This is a genomic window from Pedobacter sp. AC379, from assembly GCF_979258145.1.
This window is the reverse complement of record NZ_OZ409839.1, coordinates 1,649,400-1,667,376: the sequence shown is the minus strand read 5'-3', so window position 1 is coordinate 1,667,376 and position 17,977 is coordinate 1,649,400. Positions and strand designations below refer to the sequence as shown.

The following is a 17,977-nucleotide window of genomic DNA, read 5'->3' as shown; positions in this document are numbered from 1 at the left end:
TGATTTTTTATTGATGATTAAAATTGAAAGGCAGTTTAACAGAAAGCACCAGGTTCCGGCCTTGTTCCGGCAAACCGATTAAGCGATAAAAGCTGGTATGGTTAAGGTATTTTGTATTGAATACATTCTGCAATTGTGCACTGATGTGAAGCGGACGATTGCTGATCTGAATTTTCGTTCCTGCCTGAAAATTGAACAAACTATAACCTGCTGTTTTTCGCTCTGGCGGAACAATGTTGAGCTGTTCGTCGGTGATTCGGTAATCCAAGGAAAAGTATGTAGCTGATGAGCCAACTAGTTTATGCGGCGCATAAGTCAAATTGAATAAAGCAGAAGCTGGGGGAGAAAAGGGCAGTGTATAGCCTTTTTTATCTCCGGACAACTGCTGTGCATATAAATATTCTGCTAAAACTTCGGCACTCCATTGATGTGCAAACTGATACTTAACCTGTATTTCGCCACCATAACGCAACACTTTGCTCTGCGCATACTCGAAAACCTGATTGCCTGCGCCGTAAAAATAATCGTGGGCTGAAGTTGGATTCAGATAAATATAGTTGGGAAAATAATTAAAGAAAGGGCTTAATTTAACTGTCCACTTCTCAGTATTTAAACCGATAGCGAAATCTGCTTGATAAGACTGCTCCGGATTGAGATTCGGGTTGCCCTTTTCGTAGCTGAAATAATGGTAATTTACACCATTTGCGCCAAGTTCTTTTGCTATCGGAATGCGGAAGCTTTTTCCAATATTCGCCTTAAATTCAAACTGATCAACATTGTAATTAATCCCCGCCGACCATACGAAACTATTAAAGTTCCGGATTAAATTATTGGCCCTAACCAGTTTTTCCCTCGAACCATTTGCCGTTTCAGAAAAGAACCAATCGGTATACCTCAACAAATTTATTTGCGCCACATCATACCTAATGGCAGCGTGGAACAACACTTTGTCATTTAGCTTCAACTTATCGTAAGCATAGGCACCTAACCCTTTTTGCTTAAACGCAGGTACTAAAAAACTCCAGCCGTTTATCCCATTATTTTGTAACTCACCGTTTATTCCGATTTGCAATTGATGCTTGCCTAAAGTGATCTGATCTTTTGCATTTAAAGCATAAACCTTTTTATTAAATTCTCTTTCCAAATCAATTGGAATATTCATCGCATTCGGATAAACAGGCGGCATATAGCCATGATTTACATAATGATTGTACTCCTGGCGGAAATTATGTTGATAACCCAACTCCAGTTCAATGTTGTGGCGCTTAACAATCCAACTGTTTTTATTAATCAGTTTAAAATGATTCACCTGTTGGTATGGCATCAAAATATCGCGTGAGCTGGCATCGTGAACTTCCGCATTAACCCTCCTTGGTTCCAGGCCATGTGCATTGGCAAAAAAACCACTTTTGCTATAGGTATTGCTTAAATAAAATAGGGTTTTGAATTTCGAGGTAATATATCCGGTATTGAAATGAATACCCGTTTCCCTACCCGCAATATTCCTTAAATGGTTTTTGTGCAAGCCCACAGCAAAATCGTATACATAAAGGCTATCTGTAGGCACACGGTAATCACCATAATTTTGATAAGTAAAGCGACCATCGAAAAACAGCCTTTCTTTCCTTTTGAACAACCGTACTGAAGTGCCGTATAAAGCATTATTTGTTTTACCGATTAAATTTAACTCACCACCAAAACTGTTTGGGGCAGGCAAAACCGGTGCTTTAATATTAATGGCACCGCCAATGGCATCAGAACCGTAAACAAATGACGCAGCACCTTTAATCAGTTCCACTTCCTCTGCCGCAAACTGGTCAATTTCCAATCCATGATCGGCACCCCATTGCTGCCCTTCGTGTTTTATGCCCTTATCAACCACCACCACACGGTTAAAGCCCAAACCCCGTATTAGAGGTTTAGACTGGCCCGAGCCAATTCCGATTGTTTTAATACCTGGCAACCTTTGGAGCGTATTCATTAAACTGCCCCCTAAATGTTGCTGAATAAAATCAGTCCTAACCACTTCAACATTTAACGATTCTTGTCGTCTGCGTTCATCAATGGCTTTACTTTTTACAGTAACCTCGTTCAACAACTGTGAATGGATTGTTAATTTTAAAACCAGATAAACAGCCTTTCCATCAATAACAATGTTTCTTTTAACGGATTGAAAACCTATGGCATTTACCATTAATTCATATTTTCCGTTCGGAAGCTGAAAATTAAACTTGCCCGAAGAATCGCTAACTGCAAAAAAACCAGTATTGATTAATTTAACATTCAGGCCCGCAAGCGGATGCTGAAAATCATCTGTAATTACACCGTTTAAAGGGTGGGTTTGAGCCATTATACCGCAGCAAAAAAATGTGCTAACCAATAGCAGCATAATTTTCTTCATAGGAAAAATATACGCTTACGCGAATTTTTTAGGCAAACCGAATACATTCGGCTAACCGGTAATAAAATTGGAGTGTGGGATTAAATTGCCCTGAAAGGGCATAGATCCTGGCATGAAAACCAGGTTTTAAGAATTGATACTTGGTGGCCCTTTGTTGGTAAAGCCCTGTAAAGTAAATTTATAAAAGCCAATGTAATACCTACCTGCAAATTCAGCGGTAGATTTTAAAGGGGGTACTAACTCGAAATGATGTGCATTTAAAATGGGTACAGCGTGATGATGTACCAGGTAATCGCAAACTTGGCAACTTTTAACCCATTTTTGTATGGATGTTTGGCTGTATTGTTTATGATTTGCAAGATGTTCGTGGTGGTGATAAATCTGAAATAATGAGGTGCCAACAAAAAGCATTATTAACCAGATGGCCAAAATGTTTTTTATCTGTTGTTTATATGTAGCTTCCCTTTTCAAATCGCAACAAAATTGCATTAAATAATTCAAGTAACCAAAATAAGGTTAAATTTGAATGTAAAAAAACACACAAATAACTGATAATCAGCCAAAAATTCTACTATTTATTACATCATTAAAGATTGTCTTTAGCGATTATGCTCCAATCGTTTCCACCATAACCATTAGCAATCCACCTATCCATTTCCGAAATAACGGCTGGTAACACATTTAGTTTTACACCTTCTTCATTTGCTGCCTGCAACATTAAACCAGCATCTTTACGTGCCATATCCAGCTCCCAGGATGGCTTAGTAAAATCGCCCGTAAGTATTTTATTAAACCTGGCCGGTACACCTGCTCCCGGATTCCATGATTCAAATAGCGATGCGATATCAGTAGCAGGTATTGCAAGTGCTTTAGCAAGGGCGAGCACATCAGCCAAGCCTGCGTTTAGTGAAATAAGAAAAAGATTACCCACCAATTTTATGGCTGCTGCTTTTCCCTCTTCTGGTCCGAAATTGATTACTTTGCCGGTCATTTTTGATAATTCGGGCAACCATTTTTCAATTACTTCCTGATTGCCCGATACCAGCATATTACCTGTACTTTCGAGCGCATTTGGTGGCCCCATAAAAACAGGCGCATGCAGGTAAGTAAATCCTTTTGCCTTCCAGGATGCTGTTCTTTCAATAGCACCTTTGGCAGAGGTAGTGGTATGATCAATAATTGTTACGCCTGGTTTAAAGCCGGAGCTTGCAGCTTCCAGAACTTCATCAACCGTACTGTCATCCTTTAACGTAAGGTGAATTACATCTGCATTTTTCACGGCATCAACACTATTGCCGAAAGCTTTCGCCCCGTCATTTTCAAGTGCTTTAGCCTTTGATGATGTCCTGTTCCATACTTGTACCTGATCTCCTTTTTGGAGCATGGCTTTTACAAAATTCGCGCCCAATAGGCCCGTCCCTAAAAATGCTTTCATATACAGGTTTTTTGATAAAGATAATAAATTACAAGTTTTTAAATTAAATTGATGGAAAAATCAATAATTGGAATAATGGACTTAGATGATCTTGATTGAGTATTAGGCCCCCCCTTTAAACACAAACAGCTGCCAGAAATATTTCCAGACAGCTGTTTGCATCATATTTTTAGCCAGGCTTTCTGGCCTAAACTACCTTAGGTTTTGATTACAATCCCCAACCATAACGGATTCGGGACACTCCTGATGCGTTTGTTATGGTTAAGGTAATATTCGTTCCGCTTCCACCTCGCCTTTGAATACTGTAGGTATCATTATCTCTAAGTCCTGGCCAGTATACGCTTGCAACGCGATCATTTCTGAAAACATTGGTTGCACCAACGATGTATGCGATCTCATTATCATTGCCAGCAGCACCTGTATAATTTTTACCGGTAGTCATGGTTGCACCAAATTCGGTAACCACGGTTCGGCTAGCAAAATTACCATAGCGGCTTCTCCAATCTGCCTCCCAACCCGATTGAGTTCTGTTGGCCCAATAAGCATAGTTGTGCAAGGCCAGTAAACAGCTTGAAAAACGGCTATCAGAACCAATCGAATTAACATTTTCGGAGTAACCTGTGCCGCCCAAAATAATTCTTCCTTTGGTTACATTATGATACCGAGAAAGCCATTCGGCATAAATACTCGTTAGTTGGGCAAGTGTATATCCATGAGGCTCATTCATGGGTTCGAAAAATACATTTCCGTTGCTCCCATATTTGTTAACTACAGTTTGCCACACGCACCAAAATTGATTTACATCATCAATGGTTCCATTGCGTGATGAGGCACTTTCCCAATAAGATAAAATTACTTTCATGTTTTTACCCAACGCCTTATCAACGATCTTTTTGGAGTTCGTGTACATTCCAGAATACGTAGGTACCAATGGTATTTAAACCCATAGCTTTGGCCATTTTCATCCTGTCGCGCCATGCCTCACGCGGAATGCGGGGATAATGCATTTCTCCTGAAATGATTTGAAAAGGCTTATCATCAAGGAGAAAAACGGAATCGGCAAGTTTAAAAGTATGCTGCTTTTGTGCAAATGCGCCAAAACTGGCGAAACAGGTAATTAAGATTACGGTAGTGATAAAACGTTTTAAGGTGGTTCTCATTTTAAGTGTTTAAGTAAAAAATCAAAAGCATAGTTTTCCCTTATCGATTTATAAATGCTTTTCAGCTCAAACCAAATGGGGAGTTAAAAATTGAGAGCGTTATTAATGATTGTTAAGCCTAATTACTAAGTATTGTGGTGATAGATTTAGCAGGTACACGAACACTTTTAGTATTTTTATATTTTTTAAAAGGTGTTAAATTGTATTCAGTTGAAGTAACATAAGTTTGTACAACACTTTGTTTTTTCCCTTTTACATTGATATCAAGATCGAGATCATTTTCTGTTAAGTTAACCGCAACCGTTACCAGTTTTTTGTCATTTTGATAAGAAGATACAAAAACCTGGTTTGCTTCGCCTTTTACAAAAAGCCGTTTACTGCCTTCGCCAATAAAGCGACTGTAATTACCCAAAGCCCATAACATTTTACTATCGTAAACTTGTCCGTTGGTTTTGTTTTTGTCGATGTAAACCAACCCATCCTTATAATCGCCTGATGATATTGCCAACCACCATTGCCAGGAAGTGGCATTTGACAGTACAAGATCGTGATGAATCAATTTTGCAATAAAAAGTGCCGGGGCAATGCAAAGATCACGTTTTTCGCCCCTCATCAAACTATCTCCCAAAATACAGTATTCAGACATCCAGTACCTCAAACCTTTAATTTTGGCCACTGCTTCGGCAGTTTTTTTCCGGGTGTTGATGAATTTTTGCTCAGGACTTGTGGTAAAATAACTGTGGCCTGAAATCGATTGATCTAAATGTGAAAGGTTCCCAACATAATTTGGGGATGAAGCGTTGAAAAATTGATCAACCTGATTTCCTTTTTCACTATTGCCGTTATTGTATAAATAATCAAGCTGTCCTGCCTCACCGATCTGTATTTTTGTTTTGATCTGATTTGCCGCAAATGCTTTATTTACACCTTTGTAAAGCTGTGCCAATTCTGAATTGGTGTACGGACAGCCTTCCTGATTATGTTCATTCCATTTCCACTGCGGTTCGTTTGCTGGACTTAAATAGGCCAACTCTATTCCTGTTGTCGTTTTTAATCCTTTAATTGTTTCTACCATATCGTTCGAAAATGCATCAAGCTTATCAAAATTGAGGTTGCATTTGCCATCCGTTGAGTAGGCTTTGCCATTCTTAGTAAACCCTACATGCGGACTGTTTACAAAGCCAATAAATTGCTTTACTCCACGTGCTTTTGCTGCTTTCAAAAACCAGGTTTGGCCTGGCATTGCATTCCAGTTGTATTGTCCATCTGGCTGGAGAAAGGATAATTGGCGACGCCATTCGTCGCCAATAACACTTTCCTTATGTTGTGCTGCGCTACCTGCACCGATGCTAAAACGCCACATATTTAAACCAATACCAACGGGTTGGACGGTATCAGTCATTTTTGAACTAAACAGCAAGTCGGCCATTTTATTCTTTTTTTCGTCAGGCCATAATCCTGCAAACTGACAAGACCATGCGTCAGAAGCACCAAAGCCATCAATTGTCTGAAATTGAATTGATGGATCAATTTCGATTTTTAAAATTTTATTTTGCGCAATGGCAAATGCATTGTAAAAAAACAAGACAAGCAAAATAAAAAAAGGATTGGTATGCTTTTGTAACCTCATCACTTAAAAAATTATCAAGTAAACCCAAGTGTTTCAACCTGAGATTCTCACAGAACCGTACGTGATCGTCTTCTATCATACGGCTCTTATTATCGTAATTCCATAGTAGGTTTCGAGCCAAATGTCCAATGTGCAAATAATTTTGGCTTTCGTTTATCTAAACGACTTATCCATTTCATCACACTGGTCAAACTAATCCTTAACCCTTTGTATTTCCTGATTGCCCAGTTGGCCAGCTTTGAGTTGACCCTACGCAAAAAGTCTTTCAACTTAGCGCTATAGAATTTTGCGTAATAGTTGATCAAACCCTACAATACCGGATTCATTTCTTTGGCAACAGCTTCTATCTCAATACCTGCAATTCTTAGTATTGGCATATTATTCAACTTTTCATTCATTGATTTCATAGCATTGATGCCATAAGTTTTAACTACATAATTTTTGTGACTGATATTTTGGGACGATTTTTCCACGACCTGCCCCTTGATACTACAGACCAGCAATAAAAATTGAATGGTTAAAAAAATGAACCTCATAAAAAGATGGAAAGATTAGCTAATGTACTAAAATTTGAAGAGAATAGATTTTGACAGACGAAATTACAGCTTTCTTTGATTCGCAACACAGGGTTTATTGAATGCGCTAAAATAAACCATTTTGCCATTTCAATTTAGTATAAAATCCTCAGTAAAAAATTGCTTATAAAGGGCTTATCATAACATACAGCTATCCTATTCAAAGTTTATGTTTTTCCTGCATGATTAAACAAATGTAAAACAACAATTTACATAAATAAACATATAATAATATTTACATTATTTTAAAATAGCTACCTTAAAAATGCAAGTCGAATATTAATTAATTAATGATTAATCCATTTGATCTGCCAGTACTAATAGATTACAAACGCCAGGCTTAGAAAATATACTGTTTTATAAGTATGAAGGGTATCCAGTTTTAAGTTAAATCGTTTCGAAAAATCAGCAAAACAAATCAAAAGCAGATAAAATTTTAAACATTTAGCATAATGGGTTTTAGGTACCGCTCGCCAATTAAATTCAATCGCTATTGAAATATCTCCAAAATTATTAAGTCATTAAACTTTAAAATTTTGACCGAATAGATTTATTATACAAACAATTAGTATATTAATAATCTTTTATGTCATAACTTAGTATAAAAATATACCATATAAATATGCCAGACCTTAATCGAGCAGATTACGAAATTGAACCGGAATATTACGAAACGCCTTTAAAAACAAACGCATTTGATATTGATGACGAAACCAAAATCGCCCTCATTTCGGAACATTTTACCAGCATACTTAATATCCTTGGGTTGGATTTAAGAGATGATAGTTTAAAAGGAACACCGGGCAGGATCGCCAAAATGTATGTAAAAGAAATATTCAGTGGATTAAACCCGGCAAATAAGCCTGCGGCCACCCTTTTTGAAAACCGTTACCGTTACAGTGAGATGTTGGTAGAAAAAAACATATCTGTGTTTAGTAACTGTGAGCATCATTTTGTGCCCATTACGGGGAAAGCACATGTTGCATATATCAGCAATGGAAAAGTGATCGGTTTATCAAAACTCAACCGAATTGTACAGTACTATTCGAGGCGGCCACAGGTACAGGAAAGACTTACCGTGCAAATTGCCCAGGAAATTAAGCGGGTAATGGATACTGATGATGTAGCGGTTATGATTGATGCCAATCACCACTGTGTATCATCACGAGGAATTCAGGACAGTGGCAGTTCAACAGTGACTACATCCTTTAGTGGAAAATTTAAGGATATGGACACCAGAAATGAATTTTTAAGATATATAGCGCAATGAGATTTAAAGACAAAAACATTCTTATTATCGGGGGAAGTTCAGGGATAGGCCTCGATCTGGTAAAATTATTAGATAGGGAGGGTGCAAATATTTATGCGGCATCCAGAAACAGTTCAGAAAGCTGGCCAGCATCAGTACACTACCAGGTGATTGATGTAATGGACAATATAGATGCACTTTCTTCCTTTCTGCCTGATGAGCTACACGGAGTGGTATATAGTGTAGGGAGTATTAACCTCAAACCCTTTGCGCGGGTAAGCGAAAAAGACCTGATAGATGATTTCAGGCTAAATGTTGTGGGCGCTGCACTCGTTGTACAGCTCGCATTAAAATCACTAAAAAATGTTCCTTCAGCGTCAATCGTGTTAATCAGTTCTGTAGCGGCCCGAACAGGAATGGGATTTCACTCAAGCATTGCAGCCTCAAAAGCTGCATTGGAAGGGCTTGCTATATCACTCGCTGCAGAGCTAAGCTCCAGCGGAATAAGGGTAAATGTGGTATCCCCATCGCTAACCAATACTCCGCTTGCCTCCAAATTCCTCAATACACCCGATAAAATGGAGGCTTCGGCTAAAAGACATCCGATGGGAAAATACGGTGAGCCTGAAGACATTAGTGCGGCCATTGCATTTCTTCTTTCGCAAGAAAGCAGCTGGATTACAGGGCAAGTGATTCCAGTAGATGGTGGTATGGGCAGTTTAAGGACTAATTTGTAACCGATTAACAGAAAGTTTAAAACTAGGTGTGCTATTGGGCAGGATTATTAAAACAGCATGCAGGTATCTTTTATTCGAAAGAACCGCACCGCTATTTCCAGTTTTTAGCTAAGCCAAAACTATCCCTTTATTGGGCATAAAATTGTTAACAGTTATGAAAAACGAAAAATTCGATGTAGTCATTGTTGGTGGAGGTATAGCAGGTCTTTCTGCGGCCAAGCTCCTAAAACAGGCTGGCTGGAAAATTATGGTTACTGAGGCGTCTGACGGATTAGGGGGCAGGGCAAGAAGCGACCATAAAGACGGTTTTATCTTAGATCGGGGTTTTCAGGTTTTGCTCACTGCTTACCCTGAAGCGAAAAAACTTCTCGATTATAAAAAACTTAACCTAAAGGCTTTTCTTCCTGGGGCAGAAATTCTTGATGAAAACGGAAGCCATAAAATCGGAGATCCAATCAGAGAGCCATTCATGCTGCTTAAAACCTTGTTTTCTCCTGTTGGTAGCCTTGGCGACAGGTTACGGCTGCTAAAATTAAAGACCAGGCTAACATTCACGAGCATTGAAGAAATATTCCAAAAAAAAGAGACTGAAACACTATCTTATCTTAATGATTTGGGTTTCAGTGAGAAATTTATAGCAAAATTTTTTAAGCCATTCTTTTCAGGGATTTTTCTCGAAAACAAGCTAGATACATCCAGCAGGATGTTCGAATTTGTTTTTAAAATGCTTAGTGAAGGTGCTGCCGCGATTCCTGCCCTTGGCATGGGCGAAATCAGTAAACAGCTTGCCGAATGTTTAAATCAGGATGAACTGGTATTGAAAGAGAAAATCATAGAAATAAAAAATGGCGTGGCATTCGGCAGTTCAGGTAGGAAATATGAGGCCGAATACATTATTATTGCTACAGGTGCAAATAATATTTCCAATTCGGACCAAAACATGGATCTTCACCTGAAAAAAGATACATTGACCCTATATTTTTCTAGCGATGAAAAAACATCCTCATCCAAAAGAATCGCCTTAAATGCCATAACTGGGCAACTGATTAATAATATTGCTTTTATGGAACATATTGCGCCATCATATGCACCTAAAGGGCAGTCGCTTATTTCGGTATCGATCAGAACCGCAAATTTACCAGAAACTGCAGATATTGAACTCCAAGTAAGGAAAGAACTAACACAATGGTATCCACAGGCGGCAAAATGGAAACTACTGGCCACTTATGCAATTCCTCACGCCCTACCGGATAATAAACATGCCGGGCATAAAATAGATCCTAAATTAACACAGATATCGCCAAAGTGCTACCTCTGCGGTGATTATTTGCTAAATGGATCGATAAACGGTGCCATGAAAAGTGCCTGCACCGTTGTTGATGAGATACTGAAAACAGGGCAAACTACCTGAAAATAACCGAACAGCCAGTTAAAAATACAAACCACAGCATCATGATGTACAATCTTTTAAGTGAACTGATAACACTCGTTAAAACTTACGAAAGCAGCAATGAAAACCCAAGCGAAGCGCTGGCTCCATTCCTTAGCTGGGTGAACAGTCGCGCTGAAAAGCCAAGGGCTGATGTGGATCATACCGATTGGGACGGAAAAGAAAAAGGGCGCTCGGCAGACAGTGTGATCAATACTTCGCTGGTACACCTGTACCGGTATGCCAAGTTGCATGCAAAAGCGGCCATTGCAGGTTCTGCCTTTTCTACACCTGATGAATTTATTTACCTGATTACTCTCGCCTCGGCGGGAAGCATGAGCAAAGCGGCACTGATCAGAGCAAATATTCATGAAAAAGCAACAGGTACGTTAATTATTAACAGACTACTAAAAAAGGGCCTTGCGGTGCAGCAATCTACCGATAAAGATAAGAGAAGCAGGATTATTCATATTACACCAGAGGGCAGCCGGCACTTAAAAGAAAGTATTGCAGACATTAAACTTGCTTCGGCAAATGTAACCCGTCCGCTTTCTGATTCAGAAAAAATGGAACTGATCAGGCTGCTGCTGAAACTAGAAGATTTTCATTATGAAAACCCGGCTGTAAAACTGTAATCGTCATATTAAAGGGCGTACAAGCCAAATTAAATCAATCCGGTCCACAATTGTGGTCCTCCACCAGTATCAAAAACAATGAAAGAAACCTTTGATAAAGTTTCTGCCCAATGCAGCAGAAACGTTACCAGAACATACAGTACCAGTTTTTCTCTTGGCATAAATTTTCTAAATAAGGAGATTAGAGGACCAATTTATGCCATTTACGGATTTGTAAGGCTTGCCGACGAAATTGTTGACAGTTTCCATGGATATGACAAGGCATCACTTTTATTCAGGTTCAAAAGGGACTGTTTGGAAGCAGTGCGGGATTCGATAAGTTTAAATCCGGTATTAAACTCTTTTCAGGAAGTAGTTAATAAGTATGGCATAGATTTAAAACTGATCCATCTTTTTCTTAACAGCATGGAAATGGACCTTAACAGGGAGGTTTACACACAAGAAAAATATGAGCGTTATATCCTTGGTTCGGCACAAGTGGTAGGCCTGATGTGTTTATACGTTTTTTCCGACGGAAACATGGAAAGATACGAGCGGATGAAAAAGCCTGCAATGAAATTGGGTTCCGCTTTCCAAAAAATCAATTTCCTAAGGGATGTAAATGCAGACTTTTACTTGCTTGGCCGCACCTATTTCCCTGGCGTTGACCTTTCTGATTTTTCGGATGAAAAGAAAAGGGCGATTGAAGAGGATATTGCAGGTGAGTTTGATGCTGCATTGGAAGGCATACGTCAATTGCCAGTATCTTCTAGAGGTGGTGTATACCTGGCTTACATTTATTATAGAAAGCTTTTTGATAAGATTAGAAAGAAAACTGCGGCTCAGCTAATGGCAGGAAGAATCAGAATTTCGAATGCATATAAATTCAGGCTTATGTTCAGCTCTGTTCTACGCCAACGTACGGGTAGAATATAAGCTAAAAGATTAGGGTAGTTTATAAAGATGAAAACAGTAAAAAAAGAAAACTTTCCGTCAAAGATTTGCGCCACTTGCGGAAGGCCTTTTTTATGGAGAAAAAAATGGGCAAAGGTTTGGGAAGAAGTGAAATATTGCAGTGATAAGTGTCGTGGAAAAAATTCTTTTAAAATTTCCCTTTGAAAATGTTTTGATACTCAAAAATTATATACTGGTTTTGGTTTCCAGAAAGGAAATCAGTTCAGGATAAAAATCTTCAATGCTTTTGTAGCGACTGGTGTAATTATCCATAAAAAGATACAAATCATTAGCCCATTTAAAATGCTTTGCCTGGTTTGATATTTCTGCTTCACCGCTTTCTTTCCCAAATTTTTGTGCCAGTATTTTTTGCTACGCAGGTTCTTACCAATAATTCGTCTACTTCATTTTTCCATTGCTCATCAGGCAGTTTTTTTCCTTTAGCGGTAGTCAGGAAATTATCTTTGATCTTAAATAATCGGTCGTGATAATTGTTTATAAAATTTTTCAGATAAATATGACTACATTCATGGGCAACCACATTTAATGCAGGTTCAAAATTAACTGAACTATCATTTGTTAGTTTCTTGGTTTTATCTTCAATATAACCAGCTTTAGCCATTATTTTTCCGGCAAACTCTTTTTCATTTGATGATATTGCATTACTCCCATGGTTACATAATATATCAGTGTAAATTACGTATTCACCGATTCGCTTCGTTCTGTAAAAAGAATCCACGTTATTAAGTATCTTACTTTTTTGGATATACAATTCTCCTTTTTTATTGATGCGGTTGTATTCTAAGCGATGTTTTTTTATAAAATTTGATACCTGGCAATCCTTATAAAAATTGTTGAAGCGAAATAAAAAAGTATCCAAAGGAGCGTTTCTAACATAATTAACTTCTGGCTTGCTCAATAGTTTAAATGGATGCTCCTCTGATAAAAAAAGACCCAACGAAGCCATATCAGGTCCGTCCCAGTTTTTAAGTTTTCTATACCAATTTAAAGACGGATGGTCGTTATACTTTTTGAAATTTGCTTTTACATCACGATAATAAGTTGATGGTGTAGGTTTAGTGTCCAGTGTATCAGCAGTGGCAAGTGTGTAGAATATACTTAATGCCTCAATTCTCGGGTCGGTTTTTATGGAAAATATTTTTTGCCCGTATGACCCTTTTGTCTGAATTGTGATGATTAAAACTAAAATACATTTTAGAAGCGATTTTATCGTCATACTTACAAATGTATAAAGAGAGTTGGAAAATCATAATTTAATAACTAAAAATGGTTTTAAAAACTGAGCACCCACCTTTTCACCATACTTTCTGCAAAGAATCGTAAAGATTTTCATTTCCCAATCTATTTATGTTACATTTTGATAAAAAAGTAGTGAGAACATTAAAGAATAGTATAGATTCTACTTAATAATACAATAAATAATTTAAATAATACATATATAATAACTTTTTCGTGTAAAAAAATATAAAATAATAATTACTTAATAGACTATTTAATACTTCAAATTAAGACTTGTGTAAAATTCATAGAAAGAATTTTGAGTTGAATATTATGTAACTTAATTTGATTAATCCCTCACCTACGTTAATTAGATTATCCCATTTATTTTATTTGAATGCCCGGGTAATTGTTTGTAATCGCGATTTGCAAACAACGAACTAATTTTAAACGACTTATTTAAACCTAAATGAAAAATCAAAAAGAAGCAAAACACCTAGGTGTTATCGTATGTTCATTCGCCGTATTAATTGTGATGGGATTATCATGTAAAAAGAATGGAGAGGATAAGTTATCAGACACAAAAGTGCCAACTGAATCAAAACTAACGAAAGCAGAAGAAATTCTTATTATGAAGGCCGGATTTTCGACTAACGATGCGGAGAAAACAGAGAATTCTTTTCTTGTTGAAGGGGATATCATGATGTCTAAAGAAGATCTTACACGCCAAAAGGAGCTGAGAAAAGGGCTGGCAGTAACCAACGGACCTAGTACTGAGCAGTATAAATCTGGCTATACATTAGCTGCCAAATATATTAACAACGGTCAAATAAAAATTAAAGTTAACGGAGGCAATTTGCAACAACTTGTAACGGATGCCACTGTAATAGCGATTAAAAGATATAATGATCTGAAACTGAAAACTACTTTTGTACTGGAGACAAACCCAACTGCTACAGCAGACATTACAGTTAGTATGAAAGATCTTGGTGGCAGAGATGCTAATGGAGGTATCACCTTAGGCCAAGCGAGTGGATTCCCAACCGCAGATGGCACGCCTAGCCCTGGTTTTGCCCTTAATAATCAGTATTATACTTCCGCTTTCACCCCCACTCAGATTGCTGCTGTTATTGCTCATGAAGTTGGACATTGTATTGGATTTAGGCATACAGATTATATCAATAGAAGATCATGCGGTATAGGATCACAAGGAGAACCAACAGTAGATTATCTCACCAATGAAGAAGAAACCGAATATTTATTGGATGCAAACGGCAATAGAATTCCGGATTTAACATTGACCGCCAGCTTAATCCCTGGAACACCAAAAACTGATTCAAGTTCATGGATGCGTGCATGTAATGCTCCCGGAGCGTTTACTACAAACGATAAAACTGCTATTTATTATCTTTTAGGAAGGCAATAACCATTTCTTTTAACTTAATAACTGCGGATAAAAATCCTATCTAAATTAAAGGAGGCTGTGGAACATTTTTCTCACAGCCTCCTTTAATTGTTTTCAGGTAGATATTTATTAAAAGTATATTGTCTGATTGGCACAATTAATAAGTTTGACAAGGCTACAGCTTTTATTCTATACAGATTTATGGTTAACCTACTTTTGCCATTATCTAATTAAATTGACTTTTTATTGGCTTGAGCATTAAGACCTTGTGTGGTCTAAAGCCAAAAAGGCCACCTTACAGGTAGCCTTTAATGTGGTGGAGAATATCAGATTGAAAAATTCGCCTAATATTTCTCCGTAGATGCCTTTTTGATACTCTGAGAGGGGTTTTACTTTTCTCATTTCGCTATTTTAAGGGGGTATTTGGCAGACTTTTGTCAGACTTTTCACCCTTGATTTCTATTTTAAAATTAAGAAAAAACATCCTTTTTTGCAAGGTAAAAGCGGTTTTATTCATCTTCACTTTTTAGCGTTAGAAAATTTAACTGTCAGACTTTTAGTTAAAGACTTAAACAAGGCATTGCTAAGGATTATTAAACTATTGTAAATAAGCAAATTAATCAATAGTATAATATTTTTATTCGAAGGCCATTAATCAAACGCTTTTCCAGAAAAGGACCCTTTTTTGATAACTGGCAGCAATCAATCTATACAAGAATCCTTGACATGATGAAAAATCTTAATTTTCATTTACTGTGCTACGCTTTTTTTCATCTTCGGCTCCATTGCTTTTCTTGATAGTTTTTATTGTGCCACCAAAGTTGTAACTAAAGTTTAATTTGACCATTCTGGTTTCAAATTGGTTTCTCCATAACTGCTGTACTGTACCACTATTTTGTTGATAATAATTTCGGTATGATTTAAAGACATCCATAAAATTTAGTTGGGCTGAGGCGCGTTTATTTAAAAACTGCTGCCTAACACCGGCAGTTAAGTAAGCGAAAGCCTGATTGGTAATGGTTCTGTCTATGCTTTTTCCTCTATAGTTGAATAAGAACATTACAGAGAAACTTTTACCTATAGAGAAGCTATTATAAGAAGTTGCCGACAAGCTGGCAATACCATCGCTCTCTAACAAATTACCATTAACTAGACCTTTAAAAGATCGTTTCGACAGAATAGCATTTGAACTCGTATACCACCAGGGCAGCACTTGCTTGCCATACATGGCTTGCAGGGTGTAATAGTTGCTATAATCGGCATTGCCCGGCAATGTGGTCGTGATGCCATCTTGAAGAGGAATAGAAACGCTTGTAAAATCATCAAGACTGTAACTGTAGGTAAGACCCAGGAAAAGTGCATTCTTATAGCCATACCACAAATCTGCGTTATATGCAATTACAGGTTTAAGTGTCGGATTCCCTTGTTGTAAATTATTACTGCTGATGATACGAATCAAGGGGTTCAGACTTTCATAGCCAGGCCTTTCTATCCTTTTATTGATTCCTAAAGTAAGATTTTGGTTCTTTGTAATTTTATAATCAAAATGCAAAGATGGGAATGGCTGAAAATAGCTTCTTGTAAAACGGTTTGTTCCAAACTGCTGCTCACCCCGCCCTTGGGTATACTCACCCCTAGCACCTAATAGATAGGAAAATGATTTTCCCGTGTGACCATAAGTTAAATATACTGCAGATATACTCTCATCGTAATTAAATAGATCGGTTTGGCTATTATTTTGATCCTGATAGAAATTAGAATTATCAGAATTTACATAACTTGTCTTCAAGCCCATTTCTATTTGGTAACCATTTTTAAATGGATGAGAATAGTCCATTTTAAATGCATAGACATCAAAAACGCGGTCTTGAGCTATCACGCTAGGAAGATCCAAGGCAGGATTGAAAGCAATTGATCTATTATTTTGATCGTTGTAATTTCCATAACGGTAATAATCTAAGTCAATTGTTAATTCCCTGCCTACAGTATCAATCTGATGTTGAAGTCGTAATCCGGAGGAAGAGTTCGCTGCCCGAATATCAACCCTATTAAGAAATTGTGATTGAGTGCTGGCTACCCCTGCCTGAGTAGAATAGATGTCAGCAACGCCATCACGACTAAAATGCTGAAACCCTGGTTTTACCGAAGCTGATAAGGTTGTGCGTTTAGAGAGGTAAAAATCTATTCCTAAATTCGGTGTGTAATTGGCATTGGTTCTGTCACTTTTAACATCAGAAATGTACTGACTTGGCATGTTTCCATTATGAATAGTGGAAACAATATAACTGTTATAAAAGTATTTATTATAGTTATAGTCTAGGTTTAAAAGTAAATTATAAGCTTTCCCTTTATAGTTAAGATTAATACCTCCATTGGCTTTTCCAAATGTTCCGTTGCCCCCGCCAATATAAATATTGCCATTCAATCCTGCTTTATAATTGCGTTTGCGGATAATGTTAATGATAGCACCATTTCCTGCTGCATCATATTTAGCAGAAGGTTGAGCTATAAGTTCAACTTTTTGAATTGCTGAAGAGGAAGTTCCTTTTAATAAGCCAGCCAATGCCTCTGAAGATAGTGTCGTCGCCTTCCCATCCATATATATTTGGACCGATTTACCATTCAGGCTGATACGGTCATCCGGTGTAACCACAACACCTGGCAGTTGGTTCATTACCTCCATTATTGGCGCACCGGAACCAAGCCCATTTAGGTTGACGATAAGTTTATCGGCTCTTCTTTCTACAAATGGAAGATCTGCGGAAATATTTACACCTGCTAATTGCGTAGTAATCTGATTTAGTGGAATTTTGCCTAGTGCTGAGCTTTCTCCACTGACAACATTGAAAACTTTAGAGTAGACTGTTCCATAGCCCATCATCTTTAGCTCAACGAAGTATTTTCCTGTCGCGGCTTTAAAAACAAACTGTCCCTTATCATCGGCAAGTAGCGCTTTCACCTTGGTAGAATCCAGACTGTTTTTTAAAGTTACTTGAACAAACGGGAGGGAAATGGAATTTTCGTCCACTACTTCTCCTGTAACCATGCCATTGTTATCCTGAGCGCTAACGAACATTGCGCTAAATAGTAAAATGAACCCTGGAAGGAAAAGTAAACTTGCGGATTTAAGAGATTTAAAAGGCATAATG

16 protein-coding genes are annotated in these 17,977 nt (G+C 37.7%); 7 read left to right on the top strand and 9 right to left on the bottom strand.

Annotation, left to right across the window (positions count from 1 at the left end):
• Positions 1 to 7: 7 nt before the first annotated feature.
• The 7 genes from ACZZZW_RS07415 to ACZZZW_RS07385 form a co-directional block, all read right to left on the bottom strand.
• Complete coding sequence (locus ACZZZW_RS07415) at positions 8 to 2,350, bottom strand: TonB-dependent receptor (RefSeq protein ID WP_463492742.1); 2,343 nt, start codon at positions 2,348 to 2,350, stop codon at positions 8 to 10.
• Positions 2,351 to 2,527: 177 nt separating this feature from the next.
• Positions 2,528 to 2,830, bottom strand: coding sequence for a hypothetical protein (locus ACZZZW_RS07410; RefSeq protein WP_157255457.1), 303 nt, complete (start codon positions 2,828 to 2,830; stop codon positions 2,528 to 2,530).
• A gap of 157 nt (positions 2,831 to 2,987) precedes the next feature.
• Positions 2,988 to 3,836: an NAD(P)-dependent oxidoreductase gene (locus ACZZZW_RS07405; protein WP_055911342.1), complete on the bottom strand. Its 849-nt coding sequence runs from the start codon at positions 3,834 to 3,836 to the stop codon at positions 2,988 to 2,990.
• Positions 3,837 to 4,044: 208 nt separating this feature from the next.
• Positions 4,045 to 4,698 (bottom strand): cellulase family glycosylhydrolase, encoded by a 654-nt coding sequence (locus tag ACZZZW_RS07400; protein ID WP_463492741.1) that lies wholly within the window; start codon positions 4,696 to 4,698, stop codon positions 4,045 to 4,047.
• A gap of 19 nt (positions 4,699 to 4,717) precedes the next feature.
• Positions 4,718 to 4,996 (bottom strand): beta-galactosidase, encoded by a 279-nt coding sequence (locus tag ACZZZW_RS07395; protein ID WP_463492740.1) that lies wholly within the window; start codon positions 4,994 to 4,996, stop codon positions 4,718 to 4,720.
• A gap of 118 nt (positions 4,997 to 5,114) precedes the next feature.
• Complete coding sequence (locus ACZZZW_RS07390) at positions 5,115 to 6,626, bottom strand: glycoside hydrolase (RefSeq protein WP_463492739.1); 1,512 nt, start codon at positions 6,624 to 6,626, stop codon at positions 5,115 to 5,117.
• A 308-nt stretch (positions 6,627 to 6,934) separates the two neighbouring features.
• Complete coding sequence (locus ACZZZW_RS07385) at positions 6,935 to 7,162, bottom strand: hypothetical protein (protein WP_055911353.1); 228 nt, start codon at positions 7,160 to 7,162, stop codon at positions 6,935 to 6,937.
• A gap of 661 nt (positions 7,163 to 7,823) precedes the next feature.
• On the opposite strand from ACZZZW_RS07385, the gene folE reads away from it, so the two are divergent.
• From folE to ACZZZW_RS07355, 6 genes are all read left to right on the top strand, one after another.
• A complete protein-coding gene (gene folE / locus ACZZZW_RS07380) occupies positions 7,824 to 8,471 on the top strand; it encodes a GTP cyclohydrolase I FolE (RefSeq protein ID WP_463492738.1) in 648 nt (215 codons plus the stop codon).
• A complete protein-coding gene (locus tag ACZZZW_RS07375) occupies positions 8,468 to 9,187 on the top strand; it encodes an SDR family NAD(P)-dependent oxidoreductase (protein ID WP_463492737.1) in 720 nt (239 codons plus the stop codon). The genes folE and ACZZZW_RS07375 overlap by 4 nt, the downstream gene beginning before the upstream one ends.
• 154 nt (positions 9,188 to 9,341) lie before the next feature.
• Positions 9,342 to 10,598 carry an NAD(P)/FAD-dependent oxidoreductase gene (locus tag ACZZZW_RS07370; RefSeq protein WP_463492736.1) on the top strand — a complete coding sequence of 419 codons (1,257 nt, stop codon included), beginning with the start codon at positions 9,342 to 9,344 and terminating at the stop codon, positions 10,596 to 10,598.
• Positions 10,599 to 10,639: 41 nt separating this feature from the next.
• Entirely contained in the window at positions 10,640 to 11,251 is a 612-nt protein-coding gene (locus ACZZZW_RS07365) for a MarR family winged helix-turn-helix transcriptional regulator (RefSeq protein ID WP_463492735.1), read from the top strand.
• Between the two features lie 78 nt (positions 11,252 to 11,329).
• Entirely contained in the window at positions 11,330 to 12,166 is an 837-nt protein-coding gene (locus tag ACZZZW_RS07360) for a phytoene/squalene synthase family protein (RefSeq protein WP_463492734.1), read from the top strand.
• 27 nt (positions 12,167 to 12,193) lie between these two features.
• Complete coding sequence (locus tag ACZZZW_RS07355; protein ID WP_463492733.1) at positions 12,194 to 12,349, top strand: DUF2256 domain-containing protein; 156 nt, start codon at positions 12,194 to 12,196, stop codon at positions 12,347 to 12,349.
• Positions 12,350 to 12,515: 166 nt separating this feature from the next.
• On the opposite strand, the gene ACZZZW_RS07350 is transcribed toward ACZZZW_RS07355, so the two are convergent.
• On the bottom strand, positions 12,516 to 13,421 hold the full coding sequence (locus tag ACZZZW_RS07350) for a DUF4932 domain-containing protein (protein WP_463492732.1): 906 nt from the start codon (positions 13,419 to 13,421) through the stop codon (positions 12,516 to 12,518).
• A 471-nt stretch (positions 13,422 to 13,892) separates the two neighbouring features.
• Between ACZZZW_RS07350 and ACZZZW_RS07345 the strand changes: the two genes are divergently transcribed.
• The gene (locus tag ACZZZW_RS07345) at positions 13,893 to 14,849 is read left to right on the top strand and encodes a M57 family metalloprotease (protein ID WP_463492731.1); all 957 of its coding nucleotides are present in this window, start codon (positions 13,893 to 13,895) and stop codon (positions 14,847 to 14,849) included.
• Positions 14,850 to 15,567: 718 nt separating this feature from the next.
• Here the strand turns inward: ACZZZW_RS07345 and ACZZZW_RS07340 are convergent.
• A complete protein-coding gene (locus tag ACZZZW_RS07340; protein ID WP_463492730.1) occupies positions 15,568 to 17,973 on the bottom strand; it encodes an outer membrane beta-barrel protein in 2,406 nt (801 codons plus the stop codon).
• Positions 17,974 to 17,977 lie beyond the last annotated feature (4 nt).

What these genes read in the sequence shown, in the direction of transcription:
- ACZZZW_RS07415 (WP_463492742.1), bottom strand. Translation starts at nt 2,350, where the DNA reads ATGGCTCAAACCCACCCTTTAAACGGTGTAATTACAGATGATTTTCAG.
- ACZZZW_RS07405 (WP_055911342.1), bottom strand. Translation starts at nt 3,836, where the DNA reads ATGAAAGCATTTTTAGGGACGGGCCTATTGGGCGCGAATTTTGTAAAA.
- ACZZZW_RS07400 (WP_463492741.1), bottom strand. Translation starts at nt 4,698, where the DNA reads ATGAAAGTAATTTTATCTTATTGGGAAAGTGCCTCATCACGCAATGGA.
- ACZZZW_RS07395 (WP_463492740.1), bottom strand. Translation starts at nt 4,996, where the DNA reads ATGAGAACCACCTTAAAACGTTTTATCACTACCGTAATCTTAATTACC.
- ACZZZW_RS07390 (WP_463492739.1), bottom strand. Translation starts at nt 6,626, where the DNA reads ATGAGGTTACAAAAGCATACCAATCCTTTTTTTATTTTGCTTGTCTTG.
- ACZZZW_RS07385 (WP_055911353.1), bottom strand. Translation starts at nt 7,162, where the DNA reads ATGAGGTTCATTTTTTTAACCATTCAATTTTTATTGCTGGTCTGTAGT.
- folE (WP_463492738.1), top strand. Translation starts at nt 7,824, where the DNA reads ATGCCAGACCTTAATCGAGCAGATTACGAAATTGAACCGGAATATTAC.
- ACZZZW_RS07375 (WP_463492737.1), top strand. Translation starts at nt 8,468, where the DNA reads ATGAGATTTAAAGACAAAAACATTCTTATTATCGGGGGAAGTTCAGGG.
- ACZZZW_RS07370 (WP_463492736.1), top strand. Translation starts at nt 9,342, where the DNA reads ATGAAAAACGAAAAATTCGATGTAGTCATTGTTGGTGGAGGTATAGCA.
- ACZZZW_RS07365 (WP_463492735.1), top strand. Translation starts at nt 10,640, where the DNA reads ATGATGTACAATCTTTTAAGTGAACTGATAACACTCGTTAAAACTTAC.
- ACZZZW_RS07360 (WP_463492734.1), top strand. Translation starts at nt 11,330, where the DNA reads ATGAAAGAAACCTTTGATAAAGTTTCTGCCCAATGCAGCAGAAACGTT.
- ACZZZW_RS07355 (WP_463492733.1), top strand. Translation starts at nt 12,194, where the DNA reads ATGAAAACAGTAAAAAAAGAAAACTTTCCGTCAAAGATTTGCGCCACT.
- ACZZZW_RS07350 (WP_463492732.1), bottom strand. Translation starts at nt 13,421, where the DNA reads ATGACGATAAAATCGCTTCTAAAATGTATTTTAGTTTTAATCATCACA.
- ACZZZW_RS07345 (WP_463492731.1), top strand. Translation starts at nt 13,893, where the DNA reads ATGAAAAATCAAAAAGAAGCAAAACACCTAGGTGTTATCGTATGTTCA.
- ACZZZW_RS07340 (WP_463492730.1), bottom strand. Translation starts at nt 17,973, where the DNA reads ATGCCTTTTAAATCTCTTAAATCCGCAAGTTTACTTTTCCTTCCAGGG.